Raw genomic sequence first — 26315 nt, forward strand, 5'->3', positions numbered from 1 at the left:
GTGCGGCGCGGCTGCTGTTCCGGCAGGTCATCGGTGGCAGGAATGGATCGCTTCAGATCCGTCTTCGGCAGGCGCGACCGCCTGATGCGCTCGAACTCATTCATAGATATCGAGCCGCCCTTCGGTAAGGATCATCCGGCGCGCATCCACCTGGTCCATCAGCGCCAGGTCGTGGGTGGCGATGACGACGGCGGTGCCGAGCCGGTTGAGTTCGAGGAACAGGTTGAGCAGGCGGCGCGCCATCGGCGGATCGACATTGCCGGTCGGCTCGTCAGCCAGAAGGATCTCCGGCTGATCCATCAGCGCGCGAGCGATTGCGGCGCGCTGCTTTTCACCTCCGGACAAGACTGCCGGCAGGACGTTGATACGCTCGCCAAGGCCCACCCATTTCAACAGCTCGATCACGTCGTTGCGATAGGAGGTCTCCTCCTTGCCACGCACGCGCAAGGGCAGCGCCACGTTCTCATAGGTGGTCAGGTGGTCGAGAAGGCGAAAGTCCTGATAGACGATGCCAACACGCCGGCGCAGCATCGGCATTTCGCTGCGGGGGATCTGCGACAGGTCGCGGTCGAACATGCGGATCAGACCGCGGGTCGGCTGCAGCGACAGAAAAAGCAGGCGCAAAAGCGTGGTCTTGCCGGCGCCTGACGGGCCGGTCAGGAACTGGAACGAGCCGCTCGGGATGTCGAACGTCATGTCCCGAAGAATTTCCGGACCCATCCCGTACCGCAAACCGACATTTTCGAAATGGATCAAGCGATCGTCCAGTCCTTGAGCTTGTGTCTTGCGCGTGCGTAAACCTCGAAGGTTTACGGAGCATGAATCGTCCGAGGAAAGCAGCGGCCTGCTGCGCCGTCTTTGCGAAGCATTAACCATTTAAATTTACGTCTGGGCGGGATTCGTTTCAATGCCCCGCCTTCGGCCCTTCACCGGACCCCGGGGATAACGAGGCTGGAGGAGGCCGGTAACGCCATGAGCGCATTCCGTTCACGCCACGATGGTCGTTCACACCAACGGAACACGACCGCTGACTACGACATCCTGCCGCCCGCGCCAAGCCGTCGTTCGCAGGCGCAGGACCGACCGGGTTTTGGCGGCGCGGCATGGGGCCGGCACGCAGCGGGCCGGCCGACACAGGCGGAGGCTGTCGACGCACATTTCGTGACGGTTCGCGATACCCGTTCGCGCCATCCTGCCGAGACCGCTCCCCGCAACGACAACCGCCGCGCCCCGCGCCGTCCGGCGGTTAACCGTCCCGCGCCACACACCGGTCTGCTGGCGCGGACGCTGGATCGATGCGAGCAGGCGCTGATGCGGCTATCGGCGGATTTCTTCTCGGCGATTGTCGCGCTCGTCTTCGTTTTGGTGTTTGGCGCGTCCGGTGGTTTCTCGCTGATCGCCGGGGGCCCGGCAGATGCGGCATCGGTCAGTGCTCTCGGCCTTACCCATGTGAACCTGACCCCGCAGGATGCCAATGGCATGCCGGTGATGCTGATTACCGGCATGATCGAAAACAGCGAGGCCGACGTCCGTTCGCTGTCGCCGATCCGCGCGGAACTCCTGCTCGACGGGCGGGTGGTGGCGCAGACGATGATCGCACCGCCGGCCGCCACGATCGGGCCGAAACAGAGCCGCGGGTTCTCCGCAAAGATGGCCTATGCCGGTGGAAAAAAGCCGGAGTTGCGCCTCTCCATGATCGACAATGGTGCCTCAGGCTCCTGATTGTGCTATCGGCCCGGTTTCACACCAGAGGCACCAGGCCCAAGGAGATGCATATGCCCGTGGTCCGCGGAAAGAATATCGAGCCGCTCTACACTGCCGAGCAGATTGCCGAGCGCAACCATGCGATCGCCGCCCAGATCGCCAGCGGTCCGACCAAGGACCTGTTGGTCATCGCCATTCTCAAAGGCTCCTTCATCTTCGCCGCCGATCTTCTGCGCGCCATGCACGACGTGGACCTCGCCCCGGAAGTCGAGTTCATCACGCTTTCGAGCTATGGCACCGGCACGGTTTCGCAGGGTGTCCGCATCGTCAAGGATATTGACAGCGACGTGCACGATCGCGACGTGCTGCTGATCGACGATATTCTCGAATCCGGCCGCACGCTGAAATTCGCCAAGGAACTGCTTTACGAGCGTGGCGCCCGCAACGTCACCATCGCGGTGCTGCTCGACAAACGCGTCAAGCGCAAGGAAGAGCTCGAGGCCGATTATGTCGGGTTCGAATGCCCGGATTATTTCGTCGTCGGTTACGGCATGGATGTCGCCTATGCCTTCCGAGAACTGCCCTTCGTCGGCGTCGTGACCGGCGATGCCGGGGCAGATCCGGAAGCGTGACGGTGTCCTAAACCGATGCAGTGACACGGCCCGTTAACCACGTTGCTTATCCATAGGACCGGCGTTTACTCCTTGCAAAGGAAAGACCGGTCATCTGGGTGCCAAATCGAAGCACGGGAGACTGATCGCCATGGCAAAAATCCTGATCACCGAAGATGAGGATTCCCTGCGTCGTTTCGTGGCCCGCGCACTGCGGCTCGATGGTCATGAAACCTGCGAGGCTGCCGATGGCGCCGAAGGGCTGGCGCTGCTGGAAGAGGGACCGTTCGACCTTCTCCTTTCCGACATCCGCATGCCGATCATGGACGGAATCGAGCTTGCCCATCAGGCCTCGGCAAGATTTCCCGATCTGCGCATCCTGCTGATGACCGGTTATGCCGAACAGCGGGAACGCGCCGACGACCTGATGACCAAGGTGATCGATGTCGTCGACAAGCCATTCGCGCTGCCGGATATCCGCAAGGCCGTAGCGCAGGCGCTGTCCGTGCAGCGCGAGACACGGGCGGCCTGAATTTTCAGGATTTCAGAATGGGAAAGGCCCGGAAGCGATAAACTTCCGGGCCTTTTGCTGTTCGATGACCACTTGCGAATCAGCGCATTTCCAGCAGACGCTCGAGATAACGCCGCTCGGCTTCACCGGACAGCGCACCGCCCAGCTTCTCGCGGATGGCATCGAGGATTTCGCGGGCGCGTTGCACGTCGATTTCGTCCGGCACCTTGACCTGATCGCCGAATTCGGGGCCGGAGCTGGAGCGCAGACGGCCGAGCGGGTCACGGCCGTTCTGGCCGCCCTGATTGGCCATGCCTTCGCCTTCGCCCTGACCCTGCTGCTGGCCCTGACCCTGCATGGCCTGCATCATCTGCTGCATCATGCTCTGGGCGCCCTGACGCAGAGCATTGAGCGCATTGCCCTGACCTTCGACGGCCTGTTCGCCCTGGCCTTGGCCCAGCGCCTGACCGGCATTGCCCATCTCGCGTTCGGCCTGACCAAAACCGGGGCCGGGGTCCATGCCGAGTTCCTTCAGGCCCTTCTGCAACTCGCCAAGCTGCTTGCCAAGACCTTCCTGCTGGGCGCGCAGGTTTTTCAGCGCCTCGCGCAACTGTTCGGCGGTCATCTGGTCCGTCGATGGCTGGCCCTGTTGACCTTGCTGACCCTGGCCCTGTTGGCCTTGCTGGCCCTGTTGACCTTGTTGACCGGGCTGCTGGTTCTGGCCTTGCTGCTGGTCTTGTCCCTGCTGGTTCTGACCCTGTTCATACGGGCTTTCGCCCTCTTGTTCCGGGTCGCCGCGTTGCAGGCGGTCGCGCAGGGCCTGATCGAGCTTGAACGTCTCGTCCATCAGCCGCTGCTGCTGCTGCATGATCTCGCCAAGCTTGTCGATCTGCTGGCGCATCTGGCTATTCTGCTGCTGGCCCTGTTGACCCTGCTGGCCGCGCTGGGGGCGGCCGGCCTGCAGGTTGTTCATCATCCGCTGCAATTGCTTCAGCATCTGCTGGGCGGCATCGCGATTGCCGGAACGGGCCAGATTTTCGATCTGGTCCATCATGTTCTGCAGGTCGCGCTGGCGGATCATGTTTTGCGCCTGCATGTTCTGCTGGCCCTGCGGCGCGTTCTGCATGCGCTGCGCAAGTTCGTTCATGAACTGCTGCATGGCTTCGCGCAGTTCCTGCGTCAGCTTGGCGATTTCTTCGTCGCTCGCGCCTTTTTCGATGGCGTCGGACAGGTTCTGCTGCGCATCGCGCAGACGTTTTTCCGCAGCTGACAGGTCGCCGTCCTCGATCCCGAGAGCGATTTCCCAGAGATATTCGGCGGTCTCTTTAAGCTGTTCCTCGCCGCGCGCCAGTTTCATGCGGCCATGGGCGGACTGGATCAGCAGAAAGTGGCTGAGGTTCGGAATGGTCTCGTCGGGGCGGATGGTCAGTGCCTCGTTGAGCGCGATGGCTTTCGGTATCTGGCGTGTATCGAGCGCAAACACCTGACGTTCTTCCGCGACGGCAGCCGCCAGCGGTTCGGTGAAATTGCGCGAGGGCAGCACCATTTCCAGCGATGGACTGCGGCCTTCCTGGCCGGCGCCATCGGTGGCGACCAGCGTGATGCGTACGCGTTTGCCGGCGAGCGGATGTTCGGTGAGGTTGCGGCTGGACAGTCCCTTGGCCTCGCGATTGTTCTGGCGCGGGATGTCGAGCTTGTAGTCGGGCAGCGGGTAAAGCGGAGTGGCCTTGTCTTCGACCTTGTCTACCGGCTCGATCAGCGCCTGTGCCTTGGTGATCCCGTAATCGTCCTTGGCGCGAAAACCGATTTCCAGTGCGCCATTGACGGCGCGGCGCGGTTGGTTCTCGAAGGCGATTTCCGGTGCCTTGTCGGGGATGACGTCGAACATCCATTGCTGGCCGTTGACGCTGAGGTCACCGCTTGTCCCGACCTTCATGGCGTAGGTGCGTGGGGCCAACGGCCTGTTGCCGTCATCGGTGGCGGTGGCTGGTTCTGCGGATGACGGCGCGCTGCCGGGCGCGGCAGGATTCTGCGGTTTCTGTTCATTGGCAGCCAGAATGCGGGCCTCGCCCCCCTCAAGTGGGGAAAAGCGAACAGTCTCCTCGCCTTCGCCACCGGTCACGCGCACGGTCAGTTCCGAATTTTCCGGGATCTGGACGGTCTGCGTCGCTGTTGCCTGGCGGCCGGTGAGGAAAACCGGGGCCTTGCCGGTGTAGCCGGGTGGCGTCAGCCAGGCGTCGACGCGCAGGTCAGGATTGATGCGAGCGGCGGGTGCCGACGGTATCAATGCGTCTGATGGTGAGCCGCCGCCGTTCGAAAAGGAATAGCCGAAGGCTGCCACAAGGATCAGCGCGGGAAGGGCGCGCAGGCCGTAACGGTCGTGGTTGGCGATGCCGGGACGGGGCAGGCCGGCATCGAGGGCAGCGATACGCTCGGCCATGCGCGTCTGGTGCTCGCGCCAGAGGGCGCGGGAGAAAGGTGTTTCGAAGGCCGGTTCGTCATCCTGCACGGCCACCGGCTGGTGGGGCAGGTTGTTGCGGTCTTCGAGCAGCCGGTCGGCATCAGCGGCGTTTGGAAACCGCAGGCGCGCCAAGGGCAGCAGCGAGGCGAGAAAGGCGAAGGTGAAGGCAAAATTCAGCGTCCAGCGCAGCCAGTCCGGCGAGAGACGCAGCAGGCCGAACCACGAGACGGACAGGAACAGCGCCACCACGCACAGGGGCGCGATGGCCAGAGGCAGCAGGCGTTCGAGGAAGAGCACGAGACGCGCGACGCCGCGTTTCAGGGAAATACGCCGCGCCAGTTCCGGCTTCAGCGCGAAAGCACCCTTTGCCGTGCCGGAGCGGTTATTCTTGCCGGTGGTGTCGCCCGTATTATCGCCCGTATTATCGATTGTCATGCGGTCCGTCTCCGTCGTGGCGGCGCAAATCGGCGGCGCGGCGCGTCTTTGAGCGCTACCCTTCACGGCGCAAGGATAGCGATCTTTGTGGCGAAGACGAGGGGGCAGGGGCCGAAGCCCCCGCATTTTGCCGGATATCGCTCAATCGTGAACGTGCCGCATAGCGGGCATCACGCCAGCCAGGCAGGGATGGAATCGAGTGCGATCAGCTCCTCATAGGTGCCGCGCGGACGGATGACGTGGAAAGTATCGCCCTTGACCAGCACTTCGGGCACCAGAAGGCGGGTATTGTAGGTGCCGGCCTGCACGGCGCCATAGGCACCGGCGGAGGAGACGGCAAACAGGTCGCCGGGCTTGGGCGCCGCCATGTCGCGATCGAGCGCCAGATAGTCGCCGGTCTCGCAGACTGGGCCAACGACGTCGGCCTTGATGTGGACGGCATCCTTTTGCGGCAGAATGACCGGGCGCAGGCCGTGATAGGCTTCGTAGAGCGTCGGGCGGATCAAATCGTTCATGGCGCCGTCGACGATGACAAAGGTTTTTTCGCCGGCATCCTTCACGTAAAGCACTTCCGTCACCAGAATGCCGGCATTGCCGACGATCAGGCGACCGGGTTCGGTGACGATACGGCAGTTAAGGCTTTTCAGGCCTTCGGTGACGATTTCCGCATAGGCCGTCGGTTCCGGCGGCGGGTTGTTATCGTCGTGATAGGGGATACCAAGGCCACCGCCGACATCGACATGGGTGATGGTGTGGCCATCGCCGCGCAGGGTTTCCACCAGCTCGCGCATCAGCCTGAAGGCATCGGCAAAGGGCTGCAGCTCGGTGATCTGGCTGCCGATATGCATGTCGATGCCGGCGACCTCGATCCCGGGCAGGGTTGCGGCATGCGCGTAGACCTCGCGGGCGCGTTTGAAGGAAATGCCGAACTTGTTTTCCTTCTTGCCCGTCGAGATTTTCGCATGCGTGCGGGCGTCGACATCCGGGTTGATGCGGAAGGAAACGTGCGCCTTTTTGCCAGCCTTGACGGCGCGCAGGTTCAGCACTTCCAGTTCCGGCTCGGACTCGATGTTGAAACAGTAGATGCCGGCGTCGAGCGCGAAATCCATTTCCGCATCCGTCTTGCCGACGCCGGAAAACACGATGCGTTCGGGAGGAATGCCGGCGGCGAGCGCCCGGCGCAGTTCGCCGCCCGAGACCACGTCGGCACCGGCGCCGAGACGGGCAAGCGTCTTCAGCACGGCCTGGTTGGAATTCGCCTTCATGGCATAGCAGACCATGGCGTCGAGACCGTCGAACGCTTGCGAAAAAACCTTGTAGTGCCGTTCCAGCGTCGCCGTCGAATAGATGTAGAACGGCGTCCCGACGGCCCTGGCGATCTCGGGTACGGGAACGTTTTCGGCGTGAAGCACGCCGTCGATATACTGAAAATGGTTCACGGATCGGCCCGGATCAGAGAAGCGAATCGAGAATGAAAGGCTTTTCGGGCGTCTTTTCCTTCGGCGCCTTGCTGTCCTTGCGAATGTTCTGCTGCTCGATCGGCGTGCTCGGTTTGTCGAGATTGCCCTTGCGGCCACAGCCAGTAAGCACAAGGCCGGCAACGGCTGCTATAACCGCGACCCGGCCCGCATGATGCCCCAAATTCAGCAGCGATTTCGACATTCCCGTTCCCTTACATCAGCGTGGCGGACGACGATGTCATAACCAGTTTCATCGTCCTTGTGCAGTCATATTCGCGAAGCCGGGCGGCTGGCCCTCGGCTTCATGGCTCTCAGTTGCGTTCGCGCCACCAGGCGATCTGTTTTCTGACCTCCGCCGGCGCGGTGCCGCCGAAACTGGTGCGGCTGGCGACGGAAGCGTCGACGGACAGAACGTCGAAGACGTTTTGCGTGATCGCCGGGTTGATGTCCTGCAATTCGGCAAGCGGCAGTTCCGACAGGTCGCAGCCTTTCGATTCCGCCAATGCGACGGCGCGGCCGGTGACATGGTGGGCTTCGCGGAAGGGCAGGCCCACTTCGCGCACCAGCCAGTCGGCAAGATCGGTCGCGGTCGAATAACCGGCGCCCGCGGCTGCCCGCATCTTGTCGGCGCGGATGGTCATGTCGCGCATCATGCCGGTCATGGCGGCGATCGCCAGTTCCAGGTTTTCGGCGGCGTCAAACACCTGTTCCTTGTCTTCCTGCATGTCCTTGGAATAGGCGAGCGGCAGGCCCTTCATGACGGTCAGCAGCGCCACCAGCGAACCGTTGATGCGGCCGGTCTTGGCGCGCACCAGTTCGGCGGCATCGGGGTTCTTCTTCTGCGGCATGATCGACGAGCCGGTGGAAAAGGCATCCGACAGGCGCACGAAGCCGAATTGCGGCGTCGACCAGATGACGATCTCTTCGGCCAGACGCGACAGGTGCATGGCGCAGATGGCCGCGACCGACAGGAATTCCAGCGCGAAATCGCGGTCGGAGACGGTGTCGATCGAGTTGCGGGTCGGTTCGCGGAAACCAAGTGCGGCGGCCGTCATGTGGCGGTCGATCGGGTAGGGGGTCCCAGCAAGGGCTGCGGCACCGATCGGGCTTTCGTCGAGGTGGTCGATGGCGTGGCGCACTCGGGCGCGGTCACGGCCGAACATTTCGACATAGGCCATGCAGTGGTGGCCGAACGTGACCGGCTGCGCGGTCTGCAGGTGGGTGAAGCCGGGCATGACGGTATCGGCGTGTTCTTCAGCGCGATCGAGGAAGGCGGCGATCAGGTCGCTCAGCATCTTTTCCGTCTTGGAGAGCTCTTCCTTCACCCAGAGACGGAAATCGAGCGCCACTTGGTCGTTGCGCGAGCGGGCGGTGTGGAGGCGGCCGGCGGCGGGACCGATCAGGTCGGCCAGCTTCGCCTCAATATTCATGTGAATGTCCTCGAGCTTTCGCGAGAACTGGAACGAGCCTTGCTCGATCTCTGACATGATCGTGTTCAGCCCGGCGATGATCTTGTCTTTATCTTCTTCCGAAATGATGCCTTTTTCGGCGAGCATGGTCGCATGCGCGATCGAGCCGTGAATATCCTGGGCATAGAGCTTCTTGTCGAAACCGATGGAGGCATTTATTTCCTCCATGATGGCATCCGGCCCGGAAGCGAAACGCCCGCCCCACATCTGGTTGGAGGATATTGCGTCCTTCGTGCCGTCAGCCATGATGCCCGTCCTGGAGTAGTTATGACAGAGAAACGACCCTTGGGCCTTCCGTCTGCCAGATTGATTGCCATCGCCGCCACCGCTGGGATCCTGGCGGGAGCCGTGGCGGTATACGTGACGAACATGGGGTCTGGCAATGCCGGGGACGTGGCCGGTGGCGCCTGTGAAGGAGCCGTCAAGCGGGCGGCGACGGTCTCGGAACTTGCGAAAGGCGAAGTGGCGGCGATGAGCGGCGTGGATCGGCCGCGCTTGATCGGCAACCTTGTCTTCAAGGACGCGACAAAGGGTGACGGCGCGCCGGACCTGACCATGGCCGATTTCGCCGGCAAGACGGTTCTTCTCAATCTGTGGGCCACATGGTGCGTGCCCTGCCGTGAGGAAATGCCGGCGCTGAACACGCTGCAGCACGAGATGGGCAGCGCCGGTTTCGAGGTCGTGGCCATCAATATCGACACCGGCAGCGACCAGAAGCCGAGGACTTTTCTCACCGATACCGGCGTCGATGCGCTGGGTTTCTACCGCGACAGTTCGATGGGCGTGTTCAACGCGCTGAAGAAGGAGGGGCTTGCTTTCGGCTTGCCCGTCTCGCTGCTGCTCGATGACAAGGGCTGTTTGATCGGGTCGATGAATGGTCCGGCCGAATGGGCGAGTGAGGATGCGAAGACGTTGATCACGGGCGTGAAGGGGGGATGATTCTTGACTGCGACGTGCTGTCGCGTTCGGCGACTTTACGGCCAAAGTCTTTTTGTTATTCTTGTTCTGGTTGCATTGACGGAAGCAGATGCGCCCTGCCAGGCGTCTCGGAGAGGGTGGCCACTCCGACCTAGGCGAAGGCCTCGTCATCCAACCGGAGGGTGATCTATGTGGCCTATGCCATTTAGAATCACGTTTATCTTACGGAAAACCCGCACGAGCTGGCAGGCAAGCGTGCGGGTCGAATTCCGAAAATAAACCAGAGAGGCGGGCGCAAACTCGCCTCTCACTCGCAAATATACCCCTTGACGGCATTCTGTGCAAGACGGGGGGGCGCTGCGAACTACCGCGTCGGCACCGGCACTTCGCCGCGATAGTCGTAGAAACCGCGGCCGGACTTGCGGCCAAGCCATCCGGCTTCGACATATTTAACGAGGAGCGGGCAGGGACGATACTTGCTGTCGGCGAGACCATCATGCAGGACCTGCATGATCGACAGGCAGGTGTCGAGACCGATGAAATCTGCCAGCTGCAGAGGCCCCATCGGATGATTGGCGCCAAGCTTCATGGCCGTGTCGATCGCCTCGACAGAGCCGACGCCTTCATACAGCGTATAGATCGCCTCGTTTATCATCGGCAGGAGGATTCGGTTGACGATGAAAGCAGGGAAATCCTCGGCAACGGTGAAGGTCTTCTCAAGCGTTGAAACAAATTCCTTGGCAGCGTTGAAGGTGGCTTCTTCCGTCGCGATGCCGCGCACCAGTTCCACCAGCTTCATAACCGGCACAGGGTTCATGAAGTGGATGCCCATGAAACGTTCCGGCCGGTCGGTAGCGGCGGCAAGGCGGGTGATGGAGAGCGACGACGTGTTGGTGGCCAGAATGGCTTCCGGCCGCAGGACGGGACACACCGTCGCAAAGATCCTGCGCTTGATTGCTTCGTCTTCCGTTGCCGCCTCGATCACCAGATCCATCGAAGCAAGATCATTGACGTCGGTCGAGCCGCTGATCCGCGACAGGGCCGCCTTGCGGTCCTCTTCGGTCAGCTTGCCGGCGCCGACCTGGCGGGCGAGCGTGCCATTGATGGTGGCAAGTGCTGCCTCGATACGGTCGTGGGCCAGATCGTAGATCTGGATCCTGTAGCCGGCAATGGAGGAAACATGTGCAATGCCGCAGCCCATCTGGCCCGCGCCGATGATGCCGATGTTCCTGATGGCCGTGGACATGCTTGCTCCTGCGTCTTTGCCGGTGTTCGTTCTGGATGAAGAAGGCCGGTAAATGAAAAATGCCGAACTCCCGCGCATCGGCCCAACCAAAAACGAGACGTTTTAGTGTGGCCCGATGCGCGGAATTATAAGTCTTACAGCGTCCTTTGTGCGCCACAAGTGGCGCACGGCGCTGTAATCGGGTCCGGCAGATTGTTATTCATGCAGGCGGTGTTTTTCCAGCCCCTTTTGGCAGGTTCGGTTAAAGCGCCTTTTCCAGCTGCGGCAGGATTTCGAAGAGGTCGCCCACAAGGCCGTAATCGGCGACCTGGAAGATCGGTGCTTCCTCATCCTTGTTGATGGCGACGATGACCTTCGAATCCTTCATGCCGGCAAGATGCTGGATGGCACCGGAAATGCCGACGGCGATGTAGAGCTGCGGTGCGACGACCTTGCCAGTCTGGCCGACCTGCCAGTCGTTCGGTGCGTAGCCTGCATCGACGGCGGCGCGTGATGCGCCAACGGCGGCGCCAAGCTTGTCGGCCACCGGAAGGATGACTTCCTGAAATTTTTCCGAGGAACCGAGCGCACGGCCACCGGAAATGATGACCTTGGCCGAGGTCAGTTCCGGACGTTCGGAATTGGCCAGCGCGTCGGAGACAAAGGTCGACAGACCGGAATTGCCGGCAGCAGTCGCGTTCTCGACCGTTGCCGAGCCGCCCTCGGCCGTGGCCGCGAACGAGGCGGTGCGGACGGTGATGACCTTCTTGGCATCGCTTGACTGGACAGTCTGGATGGCGTTGCCGGCATAGATCGGACGCTTGAACGTATCGGCCGAGACGACCTCGATGATTTCCGAGATCTGCATGACATCAAGCAGCGCTGCGACGCGGGGCAGGACGTTCTTCATCGACACGGAAGCCGGTCCGAGGATGACGTCATAGGCGGGAGCCAGCGACACGATCAGGTCGGCCAGCGGCTCGGCGAGATTGTTGGCGTAAGCGGCATCGTCGACCAGCAGAACCTTTGCGACGCCCGAAAGCTTTGCAGCGGCATCAGCGGCAGCCTTGGCACCGGAACCGGCGACCAGCACGTGAACGTCGCTGCCGATTTGGACCGCGGCGGTCAGGGCCTTGGCGGTCTGGTCGGACAGGCTGGCATTGTCGTGTTCGGCGAGAAGAAGAATGGTCATGATATACTCCTGTCCTTACCGTTAGATCACGCCGGCGGTCTTGAGACTGGAGACCAGCTCCTCGACCGACGTGACCTTGATGCCGGCCTTGCGGCCACCCGGTTCTTCTGTCTTCAGAACCTTCAGCCGTGGTGCGATATCGACGCCGAAATCACCGGGTGCCTTCTTGTCGAGCGGCTTCTTCTTGGCCTTCATGATATTGGGCAGCGAAGCATAGCGCGGCTCGTTGAGGCGCAGGTCCGTGGTGACGATGGCCGGAAGCTTGACGTCGATGGTCTGCAGGCCGCCATCGACTTCGCGGGTCACGGTCGCACTGTCGGCAGAAAGTTCGATTTTCGAAGCGAAAGTAGCCTGACCCCAGTTGAGAAGGGCCGCCAGCATCTGGCCGGTCTGGTTCGAATCGTCGTCGATCGCCTGCTTGCCGACGATCACGAGACCCGGCTGTTCGGCCTCGACCACGCCCTTCAGAAGTTTGGCGACGGCGAGCGGTTCGACGGCTTCGTCGGTCTCGATAAGGATGCCGCGATCGGCGCCCATGGCAAGCGCCGTGCGAATGGTTTCCTCGGCCTTTGCCGGGCCGATCGAGACGATGACGATTTCCTCCGCCTTGCCGGCTTCCTTCAGCCGCAGCGCTTCCTCGACGGAAATCTCGTCGAACGGGTTCATCGACATCTTCACGTTGGTCAGTTCGACACCCGTATTGTCCGGTTTCACCCGGATTTTCACGTTGTAATCGACCACACGCTTTACCGGCACAAGGATCTTCATGGCTTCCTTCCTCTGGACATCACGCCGCCGCAAGATGCGACGTCTCCCACGCGTTCAGTTGTCAATTGGCGACATGGGTAAGCATTTTTCGAGCCGAACACAATGTGGTTGTCCCATGATCGGCAGTGTCGTTTTGTCATAACGCCATTCCCGCCACCGGCTGCGTTCCCGCCTTTAGCGGTTCTGCCCCGGCACCCACAAAATATCAGCCCGACCGCCGTCGTTGGCATGGCGCGCAGCCACGAACAGGAAATCGGAAAGGCGGTTGACATATTTGAGCGCCGGCTCGCTGACCACTTCACCGGCTTGCTGCGTCAGTGCCACCATGATGCGTTCGGCGCGCCGCGCTGTCGCACGCGCGACGTGCAGCCCGGCGGCCGCCGCGCTGCCGCCGGGCAGGACGAAGGATGTCAGCGGATCAAGGCTTTCGTTGAGCTGGTCGATTTCCGATTCCAGACGGTCCACCTGCGACTGGACGATGCGCAGCGGTTCGTATTTCGGGGCCGCGCCTGTATCTGGCGTGGCAAGGTCGGCGCCGAGATCGAAAAGGTCGTTCTGGATGCGAAACAGCATCGGATCGAGCGTGGCCATGCCGCCGGTATGCAGTCGGGCAAGGCCAAGCAGCGAATTGGTTTCGTCAACCGTGCCATAGGCTTCGACCCGCAGGTCGTGCTTGAGGCGGCGCGGGCCGTCCACCAGTCCGGTCGTCCCGTTATCGCCCGTGCGGGTATAGATCTTGTTGAGCTTGACCATTAGCGGCCGCCTCCCGAGAGCCAAAGAGTGAGCATGATCAGACCGATGGCGACCGCCTGCAACAGCACGCGCAACTGCATCAGCTTGTTGGACCGGTTTGCATCCTGCCCCTTGACCATGTTGAACAGACCGCGGATCAGCACGAGCGCGACCAGGCCCATGACGATCACCGCAAGGACGGTGGTGAAACTGGACATGGTGGCTTCCTCCCCGATGATATTACTGGTCTTGCTGCGCCCGTCGATCCGGTTTGTCAGTCGAACCGGCGCATCAACCGGTAGAAGAGATCAGCCGGCAACAGCCATTTCAAGACCATGCCCTGCTGTGCCGGTCTGGTGACGAGATAATGTGGTCTCGGCCTCTTCGCGGTCAAGGCATGCATCAACACCTTGTGGACCGCGTCGGGACCGAGCTTGTGGCGGTTGGCCGGTCCGGACCCGTCCAGCCGTGCAAGCTGTCTTTTGTAGTCCGACGCGTGGGCGGAGCGTTCCACATCGATGTGCCTGCGAACCGCCTCGAGCGCATTCGCTGTGAAGCGCGAGGCGATCGGGCCCGGCTCGATCAGGCTGACATGGATGCCGGACCCTTCGAGTTCCATGCGCATCGTGACGGTCAAGCCTTCGAGCGCGTGTTTGGAGGCGTTGTAGGCGCCGCGATAGCGGTAGGGGATGAGGCCGAGAATGGAGGAGCAGTTGACGATACGGCCATGGCCCTGGGCGCGCATGAGCGGGATCACCCGGCGCGTCAGTTCGTGCCAGCCGAACAGGTTGGTCTCGAATTGCAGGCGCAAGACATCGGTGGCAAGGTCCTCCACGGCGCCCGGCTGGCCATAGGCACCGTTGTTGAACAGCGCGTCGATGCGGCCGCCGGTTCGGGCGGTTACCGTGTCGACCAGTGCGGCGATCGTGTCTGTTCTAGTGTAATCCATCAGCAGGGCTTCGATGCCCTCGGCTTCAAGGGATGCGAGGTCCTCGGCCTTGCGAACGGTGGCGAACACCCGCCAGCCTTCGGCTTTCAGCGCCCTGGCGCAATGGGCCCCGATGCCGGATGAACAGCCGGTAACAATAATGCTGCGCTGCTTGCTCATCGGAAAAACCTTCCTGCTTGTGACGGACATGGCGTCCTGTACAAAGGCAGGGCGTTTCCCATATTTCAGGATCGAAGACAACGGAGCGGCGGGTTGCAGGACCTGTCCGGGAAGAATGCGCAAAACCGCTTGGTACAGCCTCGCCTTTACGGTCCTGTCGGATGCCTATAATCATTTCCACGAGGATGACGGCTGGGCGATGGCGAGCCACGTGGCGCTCTCGGGTCTGCTGGCGCTGTTCCCATTCCTGATTTTCGGTACGGCGCTGGCCGGTTTTCTCGGCGCCAGCACGTTTTCCTCGACCTCGGTGCATCTTCTGTTTGATGCCTGGCCGGCGGATATAGCCGATCCGCTGCAGGCCGAAATCCGCCGTGTGCTGGATATTCCGCGGGGCGGGCTGCTGACGGTTTCGGTTCTTGCCGCTGCCTATTTCGCGTCCAACGGCGTCGAGGCGCTTCGCATCTCGCTCAACCGCGCCTACCGGGTTACTGAGACCCGGGCCTGGTACGTGACCCGTCTTGCCAGTCTCGGCTACGTGATCGTCGTTGTCGTCGTTTTTGCCGCCATCAGCATTCTGCTCGTCGCCATTCCGATTGCGTTGCGCTTTGCGGGGACAAGATTTCCCTGGCTGCAGGACTGGCTCGCAAGCCTGATGAGCTACGGCCTCTATGGCACGATCGTGCTCGTGGTCATCGGTCTTATCGCGGCGCATAAATGGCTGCCGGCCGGCAGCCGCCGTCTCGTTGATATCCTGCCGGGCGCATTCCTTACCATTCTCTTCTGGGCGGGCGGGGCCCTAGCCTTTGCGTCCTACATCTCCACCTTTGCAAATTACGCCGCCACTTATGCCGGGCTTGCCTCGGTGATGATCGTGCTGGTTTTTCTCTATATGGTCGGGGTGATCTTCATGCTGGGGGCGGAAGTGAACGCAGCGCTGATGAAATACCGGGTGTTTTCCGTGGTAACTCACCGTCTGCGTACCGGACAGATGCCGGGTGACGAAAGGACGGGAGCCGGTGGCGGCGACCCGATCGACGCCCAGCCCTTATCCCAGGCCGACAAGTCGACGGATATCGGCCGCTGAAAGGCCCTGTTGCCGCAATTGCGCAAGTCCGGTCGCGCCGCTGCTCTTCGACAGCTTTCGGCCTTCGGGATCGAGCAGCAGGCGGTGATGGTGATAGAGCGGTTGCGGCAGGCCCAGCAGAACTTGCAGCAGCCGGTGCACGGATGTGGCGTGGAACAGATCAAGGCCCCGCACCACATGGGTGACACCCTGGGCCGCATCATCCACCACCACCGACAGGTGATAGCTCGACGGCGCGTCCGATCGCGACAGGATGACATCGCCCCATGCGGCGGGATCGGCCGCGACCGTGGCGCGTTCGCCATCGCCGCTGTCTTGCCAGTCGAGGGGCATATCTGTTCTTGCCAATGCTTCTGCCATGTCGAGCCGCCACGCGTAACGTCGGCCTTCCTGCCGCATCAGCGCCTGACGCTCGCCGGCCGATCTGCGGCGGCAGATGTCGGGATAGAGCGGCGAGCCGTCGGGATCGCGGGGCCAGGCATTGCCGGCCTTTACATGCGCGGTGACCATGGCTTTCACCTCACCCCTCGTGAGGAAGGCCGGATAGATCAGCCCCATCGCGTCGAGCCGGCCCAGCGCTTCGGCATAGGCTTCGAAATGCTCCGACTGTCTGCGGACAGGCTGTTCCCATGTCAGACCCAGCCAGGCAAGATCGTCACCAATGGCCTCTTCGTAGGCGCGGGAGCAGCGGGCAAGATCGATATCCTCTATGCGCAGCAGAAGGCGCCCACCCGCCGCCTGCGCCATGTCGTGATTGAGGATGGCCGATAGCGCATGGCCGAGATGCAGAAGGCCATTCGGGCTCGGGGCAAAGCGGAAGACAGGTTTCTGGTAAAGATTGACGGGCATGCGCGATTTGCTTGTTTTTACGCTATCGGGTCAAGTCCCGGCACCAATGGCTGCCGAAACGTGAAGAGAGCCGATGACAACGATCCGCGACATGACCGATATCGAAAAAGGGCTGACGCATCTGGTCGCGCACGACCCGCGTCTTGAAGCGATCGTTGCGGTGTCCGGCACCATACCGCTGCGTTTGAGCGAGCCGGGTTTTGCCAGCCTCGCCGCCATCATCGTGTCGCAGATGGTCTCGAAAGCAAGCGCTGCGGCGATCTGGAGCCGCATTGCGGCGCATGGGCCGATCACGCCCGCGACCTATCTCGCGATCGCGCCGGAGATTGCCGCCACGTTCGGCCTGTCGCGCGCCAAGGCGCAGACGCTTTCCGGTCTGGCCCAGGCCATCGTCGAGGACCGTGTCGATCTCGGTGCGCTGCTTGATATGCCACCGGACGAGGCGATGGCCGCAATGACGGCGCTTCCCGGCATCGGACCTTGGACGGCGGAAGTCTACCTGATGCTCTGCGGCGGCCATCGGGACGTGTTTCCGAGCGGTGACGTTGCCCTTCAGGCCGCCGTCGCGCATGCATTTGCGCTGGAGCGACGCCCATCGGCCAGACAATTACGGCAGATGGCCACAATCTGGTCGCCCTGGCGGTCGGTCGCAGCCCGGCTGTTCTGGGCCTATTACGCCACGCATATGCGCCGCGATGCCCTGCCGACGCGCTGATTCGGTACAGGTCTGCAACATTGGCTGTGACTGATTCGCCTATCGCGCAAACCCCTGCATTTCTTGGCTTCACATTCCTGTAACAACGGACCTAATATAGAGAGGATAGATGCCGAATCGGGTAGGAGCGTCACTTGACGATTGCAGTCTCCCCGCAGGCCTTGCCGGCGCTCGTCTTGAACGCCGACTATCGGCCGCTGAGTTACTATCCCTTGTCGCTATGGTCCTGGCAGGACGCGATCAAGGCGGTTTTCCTTGACCGCGTGAACATCATTGCCGAATACGACCACGCGGTGTCCTCCCCCAGTTTCTCGATGCGTCTGCCGAGCGTCGTCAGCCTGAAGACCTATGTGCAGCCGACCCGCAACCCGGCCTTCACGCGCTTCAACGTGTTCCTGCGCGACAAGTTCGAGTGCCAGTATTGCGGCGATCACAACGACCTGACCTTCGACCACGTCATTCCCCGCGCCCATGGGGGCGAGACGACATGGCAGAATGTCGTGGCGGCGTGCTCGCCCTGCAATCTGAAAAAGGGCAGCAAGCTGCCCAAACAGGCCGGCATGTTCCCGCACCAGAAGCCCTATGCGCCAAGCGTACAGGACCTGCACAACAATGGCCGGCTGTTTCCGCCGAACTATCTGCACGAAAGCTGGGTCGACTATCTCTACTGGGACAGCGAACTGCAGCCGTAAGATCGCGCCCAACAGGCCGTCGCTTCAACGCCAAGACCGTCGGCGCTTTTTTTGCCGGCGGTCTTTTGCATTCACGCTCGGCGCGGGGTGATGCGGTTCGTTCGGATCGGGGTCGTTTTCACGCCCGCTTGCGGACAGCGCCGGCAAAGGCAATCGCGGCCAGGGCAAGGCTTGCCAGCACATTCCAGCCGGCCATGGAAAGGCCAAGCACGCGAAGCGCTGCGGCATCGCAGGACGGACCGCGCACGGTGTTGAGGTCATCGAGAAGGCCGGCTGCGCTGGTGGTGACCGAACCGGCCGGATTGGTGCAGCTGGAGGGGCCTGCCCAGAAACCCCATTCGACGCCGGCGTGATAAACGGCAATGGCGCCGCCCACGAGCATCATCAGGCCGATCAGCGCCAGCAGTACACGGCCGGTCCATGACGGCAGCCTGAACGCGACGGTGCCGATGGCAAGAATGCCGGCAGGAATGCCGTAATAATAGGGGTCGCGCTGGATCAGGCATAGATGGCAGGGCATGTAGCCGCCGATATGCTGGAAGGCGAGCGCGCTTGAGATGACAGCTGTCATGCCGACGGTGACGGTCAGGGGAAAGACGATCTGCGGAATGCCGCGGGTGGAAGCGCTGGTTGCTGCATGCGCCATGACTGTCTCCTGATACCGTGCGCGCGCCAGCGATCCCTGCAGGGGCACTGGTCACCGCTGCTTTAATCCGCCCCGCCGCCACTGTAAATCGGCATGCCATCGCATGATGGCGGCTTGCATGGCACAGTTGCGTGATACCGGCGCAGGTCAGCGGACGAGGACGGCAGAAATTTTTCAGGTGTTGCCCCGTGACGCGGCAAGGGCGTCTTGCCGCCTTTGCGCACACATGCTAGAGGCCGATCACTCGCTTGCAATGCCCCGTTGGCGGAATTGGTAGACGCGCCTGACTCAAAATCAGGTTCCGAGAGGAGTGCTGGTTCGATTCCGGCACGGGGCACCACCACACTCGATAAAATCATCATCAGACAAATAGTGCGCTCCAGTGTTGCGCGGCGATCTGCCGTTGCCTCAACGAAAAGCGGCGGGGCTTTTTCAAAGCCCCCATCGCATTCGTTTGAGGTTCGATCAGATGATCCCGCCGCTGCCGCCTGCAACTGCCGGGCGCTCCGCCGCAACCTCGGCGCGATAACCGCTGGCGCGATAGGCGGCGATAGGGTCGATCGCGCCGCCCGCGCGGCGGCGGGCTTCGGCGAGGATCGGTTCCACGTCGGTTCGGTAGGCGCGCTTCAGCGTGTCGCTCGCCATCAGCGCGTCATTGCCTTCCTGGAAACCTTCTAGTGCCGTGCGGTCGACGATCAATGCCTGCGCATAGGCGCGGCGGATTTCGTTGGCGCTGGATATCAAGCTTTCGATCGGGTCGGTGACATTGTGCGACTGGTCGATCATGTGGGCCGGGTGAAAACCTTTTACACCGCGTGCTTCGGCATCCACCAGTTCGTTGAAGACGAGAAACAGGCGATAGGGTTCGATCGAGCCGGCATCGAGATCGTCGTCGCCGTATTTCGAATCGTTGAAATGGAAACCGCCGAGTTTCTTCGCCTGGATGAGGCGGGCAACGATCATCTCGATATTGGTATTCGGCGCATGGTGGCCGAGATCGACGAGGCAGAAGGCTTTTTCGCCGAGCGTCTGGGCGATCAGGAGGTTGCTGCCCCAGTCCTGCACGACGGTGGAATAAAAGGCCGGCTCGTACATCTTGTGTTCGGAAAACAGCCGCCAGTCATCCGGCAGGGCCTTGTAGATATCCGCCATAGAGGAAAGGTAACGTTCGAACTGCCGGGTGAAATTGCTCTGGCCCGGAAAATTCGAGCCGTCGCCGATCCAAACTGTCAGCGCCTTGGAGCCGATCGCATTGCCGATCTCAATACATTCGATGTTGTGTTCGACCGCCTGCGCGCGGGTGGCGGCGTCGGTGTGGCTGAGCGAGCCGTATTTGTAGGAATGTTTCTGGTCCGGTGCGTCGGAAAATGTGTTGGAGTTTACGGCGTCGAAGCCGAGACCCAGCTCCTCGCCCTTGGCGATGAGGTCCTTCGGGTCGGTCTTGTCCCAAGGAATGTGCAGCGAGACGGTCGGCGTGGCGCGGGTTAGCTGGTTGATGACGGCGCAGTCGTCGAGCTTGTCGAAAATGCCGCGCGGTTCGCCCTTGCCGGGGAACCTGGCAAAACGGGTGCCGCCGGTGCCGACACCCCAGGAGGGGACGCCCACGAAAAACTCCGAGACTTTCTGGGTGATGGCTTCGATATCGATGCCGCGACGGGACAGGTTGTCGCCGAGTGCTGCGTAATCGAATTTCAGGGCAGCGAGGCGCGCTTCATTGTCCTTGTCGACGGTGTCGGCGGCGATCTTGAGTGTGGTCATGTCAAAAAATCCTCCCGAAATGTTTTGAACTGCGGCTGCCCCTCATCCGGCTACCGCCACCTTCTCCCCGCAAGCGGGGAGAAGGGATATGCCGCGCCCTCTCCGTCTTCGTCCAGCGCATCGCGTGGCACGTCCCCTCTCCCCGCAGGCGGGGAGAGGGTTAGGGTGAGGGGCAGCACTATCTTACCGTGTAAAACTCTGGGCATTGCCGGCATCGACATTGATGATGTTGCCGGTCGATTTCGCGGAGAGGTCGGAGGCGAGGAAATAGATCGCCTCGGCAATGTCCTCAGGGAAGACGTTGAGTTTCAGCATCGAACGCTTGCGGTAATGTTCCTCGAGTTCGCTGACGTCGATCTTGGAAGATGTGGCCCGCTGTTCGCGCCACTCGCCGCTCCAGATTTTTGAGCCGCGCAGAACCGCATCGGGGTTGACCGTGTTGACGCGGATGCCGGCATCGGCCCCCTCCAGCGCCAGGCACCGGGCAAGGTGGATTTCGGCGGCCTTGGCCGTGCAATAGGCCGAAGCGTTGGGCGAGGAGGCAAGGCCGTTTTTCGAGGCGACGAACACGACATTGCCGCCCAGTTTCTGGCGGCGGAACAGGCGGAAGGCTTCGCGGGACACCAGGAAATAACCGGTGGCGAGAATGTCGATATTCTTGTTCCACATCGCCAATGTCGTGTCTTCCACCGGTGCCGAGGAGGCAATGCCGGCATTGGAAACAAGAATATCAATGCCGCCGAATTCGACGGTTGCCTCCGTAAAAGCTTTGGCGACGGCGCCTTCGGCGGTCACATCCAGCTGCAGGCTGCGCACTGCATCTGCGCCAAAACGTTTCGTAAAATCGGCATGGGCTTCGTCGAGTGCCGTCCGGTCGATATCGGCCAGAACCACGCAGGCACCTTCACCGATCAGGCGAGTGGCGGTGGCGCGGCCAATGCCGCCGGCGCCGCCGGTGACGAAGGCGACCTGTCCGGCAAGGCTTTTCGGTTGCGGCATGCGCTGCAGCTTTGCCTCTTCCAGCAGCCAATATTCGATATCGAAGGCTTCCTGTTCTGCCAAGCCCTGATATTCGGAGACCGTGGAAGCACCGCGCATCACATTGATGGCGTTCACATAGAACTCACCGGCGATGCGGGCCGTCGCCTTGTCCTTGGCAAAGGACAGCATGCCGACGCCCGGAACCAGGAAAATGACCGGGTTCGGATCGCGCATTTTTGGCGAGTTGTCGTGTCTGCAGGTCTCGTAATACCGAGTGTAATCGGCGCGGTAATCATCCAGCGCCTTGTCGAGGCCGGCGATCACGGCGTCCGCATCAGGCTTCGCCGGATCGAAATCGACGATCAGCGGACGGATCTTTGTGCGCAAAAAGTGGTCGGGGCAGGAGGTGCCCAAGGCTCCGAGTGGTGCGAGATTCTTCGAATTGACGAATTCGAGGACGGCATCCTGATCGTCGAAATGGCCGAGCTTGCGTTCCGCCTTGCCGATGCGGCCGCGGATTTCCGGCATCAGTTTTGCCGCGATGGCGCGGCGCTCTTCCGGCCCGAGGCTTTCGGTGACGGCGCCGCCAAAAATGGCCTTGCCGTCCGTTTCCTTCGCAAACCACGCGATCGCCTTGTTAATGATCTCGAGCGTCAGAAGGTAGCAATCCTTGGCATCGTCTGCCCAGGTGAACAGGCCGTGGCTTTCGAGAACAACGCCCTTGGCGGTGGGGTTGGCTTTCACGAAGGCTTCGAGATCAAGGCCGAGCTGGAAACCGGGGCGGCGCCAGGGCAACCAGCCGATATCGCTGCCAAAGATCTTCTGGGTCAGTTCCTTGGAATTCTTCGAGGCGGCAATCGCGATGATCGCATCCGGGTGCATGTGATCGACATGGGTAAACGGCACAAAGCCGTGCAGGGGGGTGTCGATGGAGGCTGCGCGCGGGTTGAGGTTGAAGGTGCAGTGCGGCAGGAAACCGACCATGCGGTCTTCATCTTCCACGCCCTTGTAAATGCCCTTCAGGGCTTCGAGCTTGTCCATATAGAGGGTGGAAAAACCGTCGAGCTTGATGGTGCCGACATCGCCGCCGGAACCCTTTACCCACATGACCTTCACCTGTTCGCCGGTCAGCGGGTCGGTTTCCAGCACCTTTGCCGAGGTATTGCCGCCACCGTAATTGGTGATGCGCTTGTCGCTGCCCAGCAGGTTGGAGCGATAGAGCAGCTTGCCGGGCTCATCGAGCTTTGCGGCGTAAGCATCATCCCAGCGGTTATCGAGTAGGCGGATCTGGCCCGACATGTCGTCCTCCCTGACGTTGTCTTGTTGGCGACACTCGTCCTCCGGCGCGCCTGTGCGAAAGGATATCGCGCACCCGCTTGACGCTTGTCAATCGTGTTCGGTCAAAATCAATCAAGTTGCGTCGCAGTAAGATATTTTGTGATTGTTGATGATTGACAGGATTTGGAATCTGGCAATAGTTGGCATCAGGAGGACCCCAATGCACGAACGCGAACGCCATCGCATCATTCTCAGCGCGATCCAGGAAAAGCCTGTGATCACGGTGCAGGATATTGCTGACCTGACGGACGCGTCCGAGGCGACGATCCGGCGCGACATCGCGTCCCTGCATGTGCAAGGCAAGCTGCGCCGGGTGCGGGGAGGGGCCGAGGCGATGCACCCGCCGCAGATCGGTCAGCTGGCGGCACGTTCGTTCCGGGTGTCGGAATCGGTCAATATCGATAAAAAGCGCTCAATCGCGCGTCAGGCCGTCGAATTGTGCGAGGAAGGTGAATCCATCATCATCAATGGTGGCACGACGACCTTCCAGATGGTGCATTACATGGCGCTGCGGCGCATGCAGGTGATGACCAATTCATTCGCGATCGCCGAACATCTGGTCAAGCATTCCAAGAACAATGTGACGGTGCCGGGCGGCACGATCTATCGCGAGCAGAGCCTGATCCTGTCGCCCTTCGACAATGACGCAATCCGCCATTTTTATGCGCGCCGCATCTTTATCGGCGCGCAGGGCATTGGCCCGCTCGGCATCATGGAGCCGGATGCGCTGGTGATCCAGAGCGAGCAGAAGCTGATGCAACAGGCGGAAGAGCTGATCGTTTTGGTCGACTCGTCGAAATTCCAGCGGCGCTCGAGCATGATCCTGTGTCCGCTGGAGCGTGTCGCCGCCATCATCACGGATGACGGCATCTCGGAAGAATCGATGCGCATGGTGGAAGACGCCGACGTACGACTGATCATTGCAGGGGCGGGTAATGCCGCTCAAGCAGATGAGGAGGATACCACGTCGGTGGCATGACGCGCCGGCGGGGGGACGGACTTTAGTTCAATCTTTGGGAGGAGAATTGACATGAAACTTGCTAAAAAACTCGCATTGGGTGTGGCTTTGGCCGTGACCATGATGTCGTCCGCGGCTTCCGCTGCCGACATGAAGATCGCGCTTGTGGTGAAATCGCTCGGCAACGGTTTCTTTGAAGCCGCCAACAAGGGCGCGCAGGAAGCAGCCAAGCAGCTCGGCGGGGTCGAGATCATCTATACGGGCCCGACCTCGACGACGGCCGAAGGCCAGATCGAGGTGATCAATTCGCTGATCGCACAAGGTGTTGATGCCATCGCCATTTCCGCCAACGACCCGGATGCCGTTGTGCCGGCGCTGAAAAAGGCGGCGCAGCGCGGCATCAAGGTGATCTCGTGGGATAGTGGCGTGGCACCGGAAGGCCGTATCCTGCAGCTCAATCCGTCGTCCAACGAGCTGATCGGAAAGATGTGCCTGCAGCTTGCGGCGAGCCATCTCGAAGGCGGCAAGGGCGATTTCGCCATCCTGTCTGCCACCACAACCTCGACCAACCAGAACATCTGGATCGACCAGATGAAGAAGCAGCTGAAGGATTTTGCCGGCCTCAATCTCGTCACCACCGTTTACGGTGACGATCTTGCCGACAAGTCCTATCGCGAAGCGCAGGGCCTCTTGACCTCGCAGCCGAACGTCAAGGTCATCGTTGCGCCGACCACGGTCGGTGTTCTGGCCGCATCGCAGGCGGTGAAGGATGCCGGCAAGATCGGCCAGGTGTTTGTCACCGGTCTCGGCCTTCCGTCGGAAATGGCGGGTGCCATCAAGTCGGGCGCCACCAAGGAATTCGCGATCTGGAATCCGATCGATCTCGGTTATTCCGCCACGCAGATTTCCTATCACCTCGTGAAGGGTGATGCCGACGGCAAGCCGGGCTCGGAAATCGAGGCCGGCCGCATGGGCAAGATCAAGATCGACGACAAGGGCGAAGCCGCCATGGCCGATCCGTTCATCTACGACGCCAAGAATATCGACGAGTTCTCGAAGATTTTCTGATCCCTCTTGGGACTTGTGTCCGGCGTCCTCGACGGCGCCGGACCGACCATGATTTTCAAATGGCAGATGTGATGATGACTGCAGTCGAAAAGACCGGCGCGGAGACTTTTCCTGTTGGGGATGCAACGCCCGTCAGGCGAATGTCCATCCTGGAAATGCGCGGCATTTCCCAGATTTTTCCCGGCGTAAAAGCGCTCGATAATGTCAGCATCTCGCTGCAGGCCGGCGAAGTCACCGCGCTGATCGGCGAAAACGGTGCCGGCAAGTCGACGCTCGTCAAAATCCTGACCGGCATCTATCGGCCCAGCGAGGGCGAGATCGTTATCGACGGCCAGCCGGTCGCCTTTGCCAGCGCGCAGGATGCGATCGATGCCGGCGTCACCGCCATCCATCAGGAAACCGTGCTGTTCGACGAACTGACGGTGGCGGAAAACATCTTTCTCGGCCATGCGCCGAAAAAGCGTTTCGGCCTGATCGACTGGAAGGCGATGAATGCGCGCGCCGGAAAGTTGCTGCATGCGCTGGAAAGCGAGATCGACCCGACCATCCGGCTGAAAGATCTGTCGATTGCGCAGCGGCATCTCGTCGCCATCGCCCGCGCCCTGTCCGTCGAAGCGCGCATCGTCATCATGGACGAGCCGACGGCCGCGCTTTCCCGCAAGGAAATCGATGATCTGTTTCGGATCGTTGAGGGCTTGAAAAAACAGGGCAAGGCCATTCTGTTCATCAGCCACAAGTTCGATGAGCTTTACGAGATCGCCGAAAATTTTGTGGTGTTTCGTGATGGCCGTGCCGTCGGTCACGGGCGTCTGGCGGAAACGCCGCAGGATGCCATCGTGCGAATGATGGTCGGTCGCGATGTCGAAAACATCTTTCCCAAGGTCGATGTGGCGATCGGTGCGACGGTGCTGTCCGTCGAAAACTACTGCCACCCGACCGAATATCGCGACATTTCCTTCGATCTGAAACGCGGCGAAATCCTCGGCGTTTACGGGCTGATCGGCGCCGGGCGCTCGGAGCTGTGCCAGTCTCTGTTCGGTGTGTCGCAACCCTCCTCCGGTCGCCTGACGCTGGAGGGCAATGCGGTCCACATCCGCTCGTCGCGCGATGCGATTGCCGCTGGCATCGTTTATGTGCCGGAAGAGCGTGGGCGGCATGGTCTGGCGCTGCCCATGCCGATTTTTCAGAACATGTCGCTGCCGTCGCTTGCCCGCACCTCGCGGTCCGGTTTCCTGAAAGCCGCCAATGAGTTGGCGCTTGCCCGCAAATATGCCGAGCGTCTGGATCTGCGTGCCGCAGCCCTTTCCGTGCCGGTCGGCGCGCTGTCGGGTGGCAACCAGCAGAAGGTGGTGATCGGCAAATGGCTCGCCACTCAGCCGAAGGTGATCATTCTGGATGAGCCGACCAAGGGCATCGATATCGGCTCCAAGGCTGCCGTGCACGGCTTTATCAGCGAACTCGCCTCCGAAGGCCTGTCGATCATCATGGTCTCGTCGGAACTGCCGGAAATTCTCGGCATGTCGGATCGTGTTCTGGTCATGCGCGAGGGGCTGATGGCCGGCATGTTCGATCGCTCTCAGCTGAGTGCGGAAACTTTGGTGCGCGCCGCCACCGGGAATGCGTGAGAAAACA

General features: G+C 61.4%; 25 protein-coding genes and 1 tRNA gene. 11 read left to right on the plus strand and 15 right to left on the minus strand.

Annotation, left to right across the window (positions count from 1 at the left end; genetic code table 11):
• Positions 1-96 precede the first annotated feature (96 nt).
• Positions 97-756: a cell division ATP-binding protein FtsE gene (ftsE, locus tag ACQKKX_RS11595; RefSeq protein WP_427570836.1), complete on the minus strand. Its 660-nt coding sequence runs from the start codon at positions 754-756 to the stop codon at positions 97-99.
• A gap of 216 nt (positions 757-972) precedes the next feature.
• On the opposite strand from ftsE, the gene ACQKKX_RS11600 reads away from it, so the two are divergent.
• The 3 genes from ACQKKX_RS11600 (at position 973) to ACQKKX_RS11610 (ending at position 2847) form a co-directional block, all read left to right on the plus strand.
• Entirely contained in the window at positions 973-1722 is a 750-nt protein-coding gene (locus ACQKKX_RS11600) for a hypothetical protein (RefSeq protein WP_427570837.1), read from the plus strand.
• Between the two features lie 53 nt (positions 1723-1775).
• Entirely contained in the window at positions 1776-2336 is a 561-nt protein-coding gene (hpt, locus tag ACQKKX_RS11605; protein WP_427570838.1) for a hypoxanthine phosphoribosyltransferase, read from the plus strand.
• A 130-nt stretch (positions 2337-2466) separates the two neighbouring features.
• Positions 2467-2847: a response regulator gene (locus ACQKKX_RS11610; protein ID WP_427570839.1), complete on the plus strand. Its 381-nt coding sequence runs from the start codon at positions 2467-2469 to the stop codon at positions 2845-2847.
• Between the two features lie 79 nt (positions 2848-2926).
• On the opposite strand, the gene ACQKKX_RS11615 is transcribed toward ACQKKX_RS11610, so the two are convergent.
• The 4 genes from ACQKKX_RS11615 to argH all read right to left on the minus strand — a co-directional run bounded on the left by ACQKKX_RS11615 (position 2927) and on the right by argH (position 8897).
• A complete protein-coding gene (locus tag ACQKKX_RS11615) occupies positions 2927-5722 on the minus strand; it encodes a TIGR02302 family protein (protein ID WP_427570840.1) in 2796 nt (931 codons plus the stop codon).
• A 170-nt stretch (positions 5723-5892) separates the two neighbouring features.
• Positions 5893-7161: a diaminopimelate decarboxylase gene (gene lysA / locus ACQKKX_RS11620; protein ID WP_427570841.1), complete on the minus strand. Its 1269-nt coding sequence runs from the start codon at positions 7159-7161 to the stop codon at positions 5893-5895.
• 13 nt (positions 7162-7174) lie between these two features.
• A complete protein-coding gene (gene lptM / locus ACQKKX_RS11625) occupies positions 7175-7384 on the minus strand; it encodes an LPS translocon maturation chaperone LptM (protein WP_427570842.1) in 210 nt (69 codons plus the stop codon).
• Positions 7385-7493: 109 nt separating this feature from the next.
• Positions 7494-8897, minus strand: a complete 1404-nt coding sequence (gene argH, locus ACQKKX_RS11630; RefSeq protein WP_427570843.1) for an argininosuccinate lyase — start codon at positions 8895-8897, stop codon at positions 7494-7496.
• A 21-nt stretch (positions 8898-8918) separates the two neighbouring features.
• On the opposite strand from argH, the gene tlpA reads away from it, so the two are divergent.
• Positions 8919-9590: a thiol:disulfide interchange protein TlpA gene (gene tlpA / locus ACQKKX_RS11635; protein ID WP_427570844.1), complete on the plus strand. Its 672-nt coding sequence runs from the start codon at positions 8919-8921 to the stop codon at positions 9588-9590.
• Between the two features lie 343 nt (positions 9591-9933).
• On the opposite strand, the gene ACQKKX_RS11640 is transcribed toward tlpA, so the two are convergent.
• The 6 genes from ACQKKX_RS11640 to ACQKKX_RS11665 form a co-directional block, all read right to left on the minus strand.
• A complete protein-coding gene (locus ACQKKX_RS11640) occupies positions 9934-10815 on the minus strand; it encodes a 3-hydroxybutyryl-CoA dehydrogenase (protein WP_427570845.1) in 882 nt (293 codons plus the stop codon).
• 241 nt (positions 10816-11056) lie between these two features.
• Positions 11057-11986, minus strand: coding sequence for an electron transfer flavoprotein subunit alpha/FixB family protein (locus ACQKKX_RS11645; RefSeq protein WP_427570846.1), 930 nt, complete (start codon positions 11984-11986; stop codon positions 11057-11059).
• 21 nt (positions 11987-12007) lie between these two features.
• Complete coding sequence (locus tag ACQKKX_RS11650) at positions 12008-12754, minus strand: electron transfer flavoprotein subunit beta/FixA family protein (protein WP_427570847.1); 747 nt, start codon at positions 12752-12754, stop codon at positions 12008-12010.
• Between the two features lie 174 nt (positions 12755-12928).
• Positions 12929-13507 carry a cob(I)yrinic acid a,c-diamide adenosyltransferase gene (locus tag ACQKKX_RS11655; RefSeq protein WP_427570848.1) on the minus strand — a complete coding sequence of 193 codons (579 nt, stop codon included), beginning with the start codon at positions 13505-13507 and terminating at the stop codon, positions 12929-12931.
• Positions 13507-13704 carry a twin transmembrane helix small protein gene (locus tag ACQKKX_RS11660; protein WP_427570849.1) on the minus strand — a complete coding sequence of 66 codons (198 nt, stop codon included), beginning with the start codon at positions 13702-13704 and terminating at the stop codon, positions 13507-13509. Before ACQKKX_RS11660 ends, ACQKKX_RS11655 begins: the two co-directional genes overlap by 1 nt.
• Positions 13705-13760: 56 nt before the next feature.
• Positions 13761-14594 carry an SDR family oxidoreductase gene (locus ACQKKX_RS11665; RefSeq protein ID WP_427570850.1) on the minus strand — a complete coding sequence of 278 codons (834 nt, stop codon included), beginning with the start codon at positions 14592-14594 and terminating at the stop codon, positions 13761-13763.
• Between the two features lie 115 nt (positions 14595-14709).
• Between ACQKKX_RS11665 and ACQKKX_RS11670 the strand changes: the two genes are divergently transcribed.
• Positions 14710-15678 carry a YihY/virulence factor BrkB family protein gene (locus ACQKKX_RS11670; RefSeq protein ID WP_427570851.1) on the plus strand — a complete coding sequence of 323 codons (969 nt, stop codon included), beginning with the start codon at positions 14710-14712 and terminating at the stop codon, positions 15676-15678.
• Here ACQKKX_RS11670 and gluQRS read toward each other — a convergent pair.
• A complete protein-coding gene (gene gluQRS / locus ACQKKX_RS11675) occupies positions 15640-16527 on the minus strand; it encodes a tRNA glutamyl-Q(34) synthetase GluQRS (protein ID WP_427570852.1) in 888 nt (295 codons plus the stop codon). The two genes, ACQKKX_RS11670 and gluQRS, sit on opposite strands and share 39 nt — an antisense overlap.
• Before the next feature lie 73 nt (positions 16528-16600).
• Between gluQRS and ACQKKX_RS11680 the strand changes: the two genes are divergently transcribed.
• Positions 16601-17242, plus strand: coding sequence for a DNA-3-methyladenine glycosylase family protein (locus ACQKKX_RS11680; protein WP_427570853.1), 642 nt, complete (start codon positions 16601-16603; stop codon positions 17240-17242).
• Between the two features lie 134 nt (positions 17243-17376).
• Positions 17377-17934 (plus strand): HNH endonuclease, encoded by a 558-nt coding sequence (locus tag ACQKKX_RS11685; protein WP_427570854.1) that lies wholly within the window; start codon positions 17377-17379, stop codon positions 17932-17934.
• A 118-nt stretch (positions 17935-18052) separates the two neighbouring features.
• Here the strand turns inward: ACQKKX_RS11685 and ACQKKX_RS11690 are convergent, their stop codons facing one another.
• On the minus strand, positions 18053-18580 hold the full coding sequence (locus ACQKKX_RS11690) for a disulfide bond formation protein B (protein WP_427570855.1): 528 nt from the start codon (positions 18578-18580) through the stop codon (positions 18053-18055).
• A gap of 255 nt (positions 18581-18835) precedes the next feature.
• On the opposite strand from ACQKKX_RS11690, the gene ACQKKX_RS11695 reads away from it, so the two are divergent.
• Positions 18836-18920 (plus strand) — tRNA-Leu (locus tag ACQKKX_RS11695).
• Positions 18921-19045: 125 nt separating this feature from the next.
• Here ACQKKX_RS11695 and rhaI read toward each other — a convergent pair.
• A complete protein-coding gene (gene rhaI / locus ACQKKX_RS11700; protein WP_427570856.1) occupies positions 19046-20338 on the minus strand; it encodes an L-rhamnose catabolism isomerase in 1293 nt (430 codons plus the stop codon).
• Between the two features lie 183 nt (positions 20339-20521).
• Positions 20522-22618 carry a bifunctional rhamnulose-1-phosphate aldolase/short-chain dehydrogenase gene (locus tag ACQKKX_RS11705; RefSeq protein WP_427570857.1) on the minus strand — a complete coding sequence of 699 codons (2097 nt, stop codon included), beginning with the start codon at positions 22616-22618 and terminating at the stop codon, positions 20522-20524.
• 199 nt (positions 22619-22817) lie between these two features.
• On the opposite strand from ACQKKX_RS11705, the gene ACQKKX_RS11710 reads away from it, so the two are divergent.
• The 3 genes from ACQKKX_RS11710 (at position 22818) to ACQKKX_RS11720 (ending at position 26308) form a co-directional block, all read left to right on the plus strand.
• The gene (locus tag ACQKKX_RS11710) at positions 22818-23636 is read left to right on the plus strand and encodes a DeoR/GlpR family DNA-binding transcription regulator (protein ID WP_427570858.1); all 819 of its coding nucleotides are present in this window, start codon (positions 22818-22820) and stop codon (positions 23634-23636) included.
• Between the two features lie 51 nt (positions 23637-23687).
• Positions 23688-24683 carry a rhamnose ABC transporter substrate-binding protein gene (gene rhaS / locus ACQKKX_RS11715; protein WP_427570859.1) on the plus strand — a complete coding sequence of 332 codons (996 nt, stop codon included), beginning with the start codon at positions 23688-23690 and terminating at the stop codon, positions 24681-24683.
• Between the two features lie 71 nt (positions 24684-24754).
• Positions 24755-26308 (plus strand): sugar ABC transporter ATP-binding protein, encoded by a 1554-nt coding sequence (locus tag ACQKKX_RS11720; RefSeq protein ID WP_427570860.1) that lies wholly within the window; start codon positions 24755-24757, stop codon positions 26306-26308.
• Positions 26309-26315: the final 7 nt, after the last annotated feature.

This window comes from Neorhizobium sp. NPDC001467 (genome assembly GCF_050275975.1).
Taxonomy (GTDB): domain Bacteria; phylum Pseudomonadota; class Alphaproteobacteria; order Rhizobiales; family Rhizobiaceae; genus Neorhizobium.

What these genes read in the sequence shown, in the direction of transcription:
- ACQKKX_RS11600 (WP_427570837.1), top strand. Translation starts at nt 973, where the DNA reads ATGAGCGCATTCCGTTCACGCCACGATGGTCGTTCACACCAACGGAAC.
- hpt (WP_427570838.1), top strand. Translation starts at nt 1,776, where the DNA reads ATGCCCGTGGTCCGCGGAAAGAATATCGAGCCGCTCTACACTGCCGAG.
- ACQKKX_RS11610 (WP_427570839.1), top strand. Translation starts at nt 2,467, where the DNA reads ATGGCAAAAATCCTGATCACCGAAGATGAGGATTCCCTGCGTCGTTTC.
- ACQKKX_RS11615 (WP_427570840.1), bottom strand. Translation starts at nt 5,722, where the DNA reads ATGACAATCGATAATACGGGCGATAATACGGGCGACACCACCGGCAAG.
- lptM (WP_427570842.1), bottom strand. Translation starts at nt 7,384, where the DNA reads ATGTCGAAATCGCTGCTGAATTTGGGGCATCATGCGGGCCGGGTCGCG.
- argH (WP_427570843.1), bottom strand. Translation starts at nt 8,897, where the DNA reads ATGGCTGACGGCACGAAGGACGCAATATCCTCCAACCAGATGTGGGGC.
- tlpA (WP_427570844.1), top strand. Translation starts at nt 8,919, where the DNA reads ATGACAGAGAAACGACCCTTGGGCCTTCCGTCTGCCAGATTGATTGCC.
- ACQKKX_RS11640 (WP_427570845.1), bottom strand. Translation starts at nt 10,815, where the DNA reads ATGTCCACGGCCATCAGGAACATCGGCATCATCGGCGCGGGCCAGATG.
- ACQKKX_RS11645 (WP_427570846.1), bottom strand. Translation starts at nt 11,986, where the DNA reads ATGACCATTCTTCTTCTCGCCGAACACGACAATGCCAGCCTGTCCGAC.
- ACQKKX_RS11650 (WP_427570847.1), bottom strand. Translation starts at nt 12,754, where the DNA reads ATGAAGATCCTTGTGCCGGTAAAGCGTGTGGTCGATTACAACGTGAAA.
- ACQKKX_RS11655 (WP_427570848.1), bottom strand. Translation starts at nt 13,507, where the DNA reads ATGGTCAAGCTCAACAAGATCTATACCCGCACGGGCGATAACGGGACG.
- ACQKKX_RS11660 (WP_427570849.1), bottom strand. Translation starts at nt 13,704, where the DNA reads ATGTCCAGTTTCACCACCGTCCTTGCGGTGATCGTCATGGGCCTGGTC.
- ACQKKX_RS11665 (WP_427570850.1), bottom strand. Translation starts at nt 14,594, where the DNA reads ATGAGCAAGCAGCGCAGCATTATTGTTACCGGCTGTTCATCCGGCATC.
- ACQKKX_RS11670 (WP_427570851.1), top strand. Translation starts at nt 14,710, where the DNA reads ATGCGCAAAACCGCTTGGTACAGCCTCGCCTTTACGGTCCTGTCGGAT.
- gluQRS (WP_427570852.1), bottom strand. Translation starts at nt 16,527, where the DNA reads ATGCCCGTCAATCTTTACCAGAAACCTGTCTTCCGCTTTGCCCCGAGC.
- ACQKKX_RS11680 (WP_427570853.1), top strand. Translation starts at nt 16,601, where the DNA reads ATGACAACGATCCGCGACATGACCGATATCGAAAAAGGGCTGACGCAT.
- ACQKKX_RS11690 (WP_427570855.1), bottom strand. Translation starts at nt 18,580, where the DNA reads ATGGCGCATGCAGCAACCAGCGCTTCCACCCGCGGCATTCCGCAGATC.
- rhaI (WP_427570856.1), bottom strand. Translation starts at nt 20,338, where the DNA reads ATGACCACACTCAAGATCGCCGCCGACACCGTCGACAAGGACAATGAA.
- ACQKKX_RS11705 (WP_427570857.1), bottom strand. Translation starts at nt 22,618, where the DNA reads ATGTCGGGCCAGATCCGCCTACTCGATAACCGCTGGGATGATGCTTAC.
- ACQKKX_RS11710 (WP_427570858.1), top strand. Translation starts at nt 22,818, where the DNA reads ATGCACGAACGCGAACGCCATCGCATCATTCTCAGCGCGATCCAGGAA.
- rhaS (WP_427570859.1), top strand. Translation starts at nt 23,688, where the DNA reads ATGAAACTTGCTAAAAAACTCGCATTGGGTGTGGCTTTGGCCGTGACC.
- ACQKKX_RS11720 (WP_427570860.1), top strand. Translation starts at nt 24,755, where the DNA reads ATGATGACTGCAGTCGAAAAGACCGGCGCGGAGACTTTTCCTGTTGGG.